The sequence below is a fragment of the Bifidobacterium sp. POST2/T3 (B1) genome, from assembly GCF_058197115.1.
Genome location: NZ_JBVPQK010000217.1, coordinates 1 through 4,513 on the forward strand (window position 1 = coordinate 1; position 4,513 = coordinate 4,513).

The window sequence follows — 4,513 nt, forward strand, 5'->3', positions numbered from 1 at the left end:
TTGCATCGGCCGGGCTTTTCTTTTCCGCCCGGAGCAGCGACTGATATATTGGCACCTGTGCGAATCATTGTTGCCGATTGCTCAGCCGAATACTCCGGGCGTCTCAATGCCAGCCTGCCGCCGGCCAGGCGCGTTCTGCTGATCAAGGCCGACATGAGCTGTCTGATCTTTTCGGAGTTGGGCTCCTACAAGCCCCTGAACTGGATGTGCGCCCCCTGTACCATCAGGGAGATCGAACCCGAGGAGACGAGTAGAGACGACGCAGATGCCAAGGCTGATCCCGCGGACGGGACCGGGCCGGACGAGGTGGTCGAAGCTGCCGCGCCCGATGCGCTGATCGCCCAGGAGCAGGATCAGGACCAGGCTCGGCCTGTCCGTAAGGTCCTGCGTGTTTCGGCGGTCAAATCCAGCGATGTACTCACCATCAGGCTCTACCAGGTCTATGCCGATGACAGCTACGACCTGGGGATGGATCCCGGCTTGGTCAAGGACGGTGTGGAAGCGCATCTGCAGCGTTACCTGGCTGAACAGATTGACCGCATTGGCCCGGGGGCCACCCTGGTCCGCCGGGAGTATCCCACGCCCATCGGCCCAGTGGACATCATGGCCGTGGATGGCCAGGGACGGCATGTGGCCATCGAGATCAAGCGGCATGGGGGTATCGACGGGGTGGAACAGCTGACCCGCTACTGCCGTCTGCTCAATCGCGACCCCCTGCTGGCCCCTGTCCGCGGGATCTTTGCGGCCCAGACCATTACACCCCAGGCCAGGGTTCTTGCCGAGGACAGGGGATTCGAGTGCCTGATCCTGGACTACGAGGCCATGAAGGGTGCTGACAGCGATGAACTGACCCTCTTCTGAGACAGTTTTCAGTCTTGTATCGTCTTGCATAGTCAATATGTCAGGCAGCTCACATAGATTCTCATTTGGCTCTATAAGACCTGAAAAGCTACTAGATATTGGGGTTTATGGCCTGACACGCCACTACAGGTGGTATTGTGCTTGCGTCTGGGATTGTGTAGAGTGCAAACAACAGGTTCTAAGCAGAGGGCTATAGGGCTTGGAATGTCACGGCTACATTTAAGGGAGAGGCGATTATGTCCATCACGGTCTACACCAAGGCGCACTGTCCCCAGTGTGATGCCACCAAGCGTCAGTTGACCAAGCAGGGGCTGGAGTTCGAGCAGGTGGATTTGACCGAGGATCAGACCTTGATCGACCAGTTCATCGCCCAGGGATTCAAGCAGACCCCCATTGTAGTCACTGACCAGGAGACGTGGAGCGGGTATCGCCCCGATCTGATCAGGAAGGTAGCACAGAGCACCAAGGTCTTTGCCTGATCAAAGCACTCGGAGCCCGGTTCACGAATATGTGGACCGGGCTTTTTTCATAGCTTGGTGAGTAGCAGGGTTGATGAAAAACACAGTGTGCGCCTACTTGGTTAGTAGATGCTTGGTAGGCAGGTAATTGACTGATTATTGTTCTGCAATTGCTCAATGGGTCGGCCACGTTTGATTCGGCACTGCTTGGTTGATAGGTATTGCAATGACGGAGAGATCATCTGTGGTTTGTGCAGTGTACCTGCCAGTTGCAGGATGCACGATCTGCAGGTGTCGTTGGCCTTTGCCGTCTGGTGGCCCTCTCATCAGTGCCACTCGGTTGCAGGATGATTGCGAATCGTCGTCCAGGTTCCTGTGAGAGCTGATGATAACGCGGTATCCGGTATTCGTATATCGAAAAGCAGAGGAAAGCGGTTCACGCTCTCTAGGATTGTGCACTATATGCCGCAGGTGGCGTGAAGCGGGCGAAAAGCAGTGAAGAGGAGAAGATGAACAGGACTCAAGCAACTAGGGGGGTGAGGGCATGAATTGGACTTTCATGGCGCAGAATCTGCACTTCTTCGTCAATGCAGCCTATGTAACGGTCTTTATCTCCTTCTTTGGCGTGGTGTTTTCCATGCTGATCGGGCTGGTCTGCGCCGGGCTGGAGGTCTTCAGGATTCCTCTGCTCTCGCAGGTGGCCAGGATGTACATCGAGCTGTCAAGAAACACACCGCTCCTGGTTCAGCTCTACTTTCTCTATTTCGGATTGCCCAAGCTTGGGGTCAACTGGAGCGCCCAGACCTGCGCCATCGTCGGGTTGGCCTTCTTGGGCGGTTCCTACATGGCCGAAGCCATGCGTGGCGGACTGGAGGCGGTGCCTCGGGTGCAGACCGAGTCAGCCCGCGTCCTGGGATTCACGCCTGGCCAGACCCTGACCAGGATTGTGCTGCCCCAGGCCCTGAGCAGCGCCATACCGGGTGTGGTGGCCAACATCATCTTCCTGATTAAGGAGTCATCTGTGGTCTCGGCCATCGCTCTGGCCGACGTCATGTATGTCACCAAGGATCTGATGGGAACGTCCTATGACACCTACGAGTCGCTGACTCTGCTCATCGTCACCTATCTGGTCATCTTGCTGCCCATCTCGGTCATCGGAACCGTTCTTGAGCGGAGGTTCGACTATGCACGGCGTTGAGGTGCTCTTCCTGCCAGGGGTCATGCCCAGGCTCTTCCAGGGGCTCTGGGTGACTGTCTGGATAGCCGGCGTCTCGGTCCTGCTCTCTCTGCCCTTGGGGTTGGTGGTCGGATGGCTGATGACCCTGCGCAACCCCCTGATTCGCTTCCTGATGAGGATCTACCTGGACTTCATCCGCATCATGCCACAGCTGGCCCTGCTCTTCATCGCCTTCTATGGACTGTCCAGGGCATGGAACCTGAATCTGGATGCCACGGGCGCCTGCCTGCTGGTCTTTGTGCTTTGGGGCGGGGCCGAGCTGGGCGACCTGGTCCGCGGCGCTTTGGAGTCCATACCTCGCACCCAGGTAGAGTCGGCCTATGTCCTGGGACTGGGGTCCTGGCAGACCTTCTCCAGAATCATACTTCCACAGGCCCTGCGCCGACTGCTGCCTGCCAGCGTCAACCTGGCTACCAGGATCGTCAAGACCACCTCCTTGGCCGCCCTGCTGGGCGTCATCGAGGTCATCAAGGTCGGTCAGCAGATCATCGACGCCAACCGTTTCGCCTATCCTCAGGCGACTCTGTGGATCTACGGGGTGATCTTTTTTATGTATTTCTTCATCTGCTGGCCCCTGTCCCTGGTGGCCCGGCATCTGGAAAAGAGGTGGGCTCATGACTGAGGGGCAAACGACGGCGAACCAGCCACAGGATGATCAGGAGGAACGGGCGGTGCTGACCGTCGAGCATCTGGTCAAGCAGTATCCACAGGCTCAGAGCCCTGTGCTCAATGACATCTCCTTCCAGGTGCCCAAGGGCAAGGTCTTTGTGGTCCTTGGCCCCTCGGGCTCTGGCAAGTCTACCCTGTTGAGGACCATAGCCGGACTGGAGCCCATACAGGGCGGCCGCATCCTTCTGGATGGTCAAGTGGTGGAGACCGGGCATCCCCTGGGCAAGCACAGTGGAGGTCCTGGCGGCCTTATGTCGGGCAACCGCAGCTCCGACCTACGCACCAGGATCGGCATGGTCTTCCAGAGCTACGACCTCTTCCCCAACAGGACTGTGCTGGATAACGTGACCTTGGCACCCGTCCTGGTTCAGAAGCGCAAGCGGGACCAGGCACGTCAGGAGGCTCTGGAGCTGCTGGACCGGGTAGGTCTGGCCGACCGCCGGGATGCCTGGCCCAGCCAGCTCTCGGGTGGCCAGCGGCAAAGGGTGGCCATCTGCCGGGCGCTCATTCTCCATCCCGAAATCATGCTCTTCGACGAGGTGACAGCGGCTCTGGACCCTGAGATGGTCCGCGAGGTCCTCCAGGTCATTCTGGAGCTGGCCGACCAAGGACTGACCATGATGATCGTCACCCACGAGATGGCCTTCGCCAGGGGCATCGCCGACCACATTGTCCTTTTGGATGGAGGCTCACTGGTTGAGCAGTCCGACGATCCGGAAGCCTTCTTCACTCACCCGGCCACTGACCGGGCGCAACGCTTCCTGTCCACCTTCACCTATGAGCGCAGGCGGGACCAGGACCAGGATCAGAAGTCCCGATGAGGACTTCGCATATTCGTCCGGCGGTATTCGCCGGAACCGCCTCCAGGGGCGGTCATAGGAAAGATAAGAGGAAAAGAGGGATCATGACCGCAAGGGTAGTGAACCGATTAATACGGGCGACGCTGGCCACGGGGGCGACGATCGCGATGATGGCTTCCATGGCGGCCTGCGGCCCTTCGGCGGCCACCCCCAGTGACGCTGGAAGCGGCTCGGCAAGCAGCTCCGGCTCTTCGGCAGCATCAGGGTCTGCACGCACCCCGGAGCAGATCACCAAGTCCGGAAAGCTCAAGGTGGCGGTCTTCACCGACAAGGCCCCCTTCGGCTACGTGGACAAGGACGGCAAGAACCAGGGCTACGATGTGGTCTTGGCCGAGCGCCTGGCCAAGGATTTGGGCGTCAAGCCCGAATACACCTCGGTGGACCCGGCCGCCCGTGTGGATGTGCTGTCCAGCAACAAGGTGGACGTG

Annotated in this window: 6 protein-coding genes; all 6 read left to right on the forward strand. The window is 59.1% G+C overall.

The window, feature by feature from the left end; translation table 11 throughout:
- Window positions 1-57: 57 nt before the first annotated feature.
- Window positions 58-861, forward strand: coding sequence for an endonuclease NucS (nucS, locus tag AC0AP0_RS09285; protein ID WP_490430262.1), 804 nt, complete (start codon window positions 58-60; stop codon window positions 859-861).
- A gap of 236 nt (window positions 862-1,097) precedes the next feature.
- On the forward strand, window positions 1,098-1,340 hold the full coding sequence (gene nrdH / locus AC0AP0_RS09290; protein ID WP_110413462.1) for a glutaredoxin-like protein NrdH: 243 nt from the start codon (window positions 1,098-1,100) through the stop codon (window positions 1,338-1,340).
- Window positions 1,341-1,863: 523 nt separating this feature from the next.
- Window positions 1,864-2,517 carry an amino acid ABC transporter permease gene (locus AC0AP0_RS09295; RefSeq protein WP_490430259.1) on the forward strand — a complete coding sequence of 218 codons (654 nt, stop codon included), beginning with the start codon at window positions 1,864-1,866 and terminating at the stop codon, window positions 2,515-2,517.
- Window positions 2,504-3,178: an amino acid ABC transporter permease gene (locus AC0AP0_RS09300; RefSeq protein WP_110413460.1), complete on the forward strand. Its 675-nt coding sequence runs from the start codon at window positions 2,504-2,506 to the stop codon at window positions 3,176-3,178. Before AC0AP0_RS09295 ends, AC0AP0_RS09300 begins: the two co-directional genes overlap by 14 nt.
- Window positions 3,171-4,046, forward strand: a complete 876-nt coding sequence (locus AC0AP0_RS09305; protein ID WP_490430260.1) for an amino acid ABC transporter ATP-binding protein — start codon at window positions 3,171-3,173, stop codon at window positions 4,044-4,046. The genes AC0AP0_RS09300 and AC0AP0_RS09305 overlap by 8 nt, the downstream gene beginning before the upstream one ends.
- 83 nt (window positions 4,047-4,129) lie before the next feature.
- Window positions 4,130-4,513: transporter substrate-binding domain-containing protein (locus tag AC0AP0_RS09310; protein WP_490430261.1), on the forward strand; the 384-nt coding region annotated here is incomplete at its 3' end.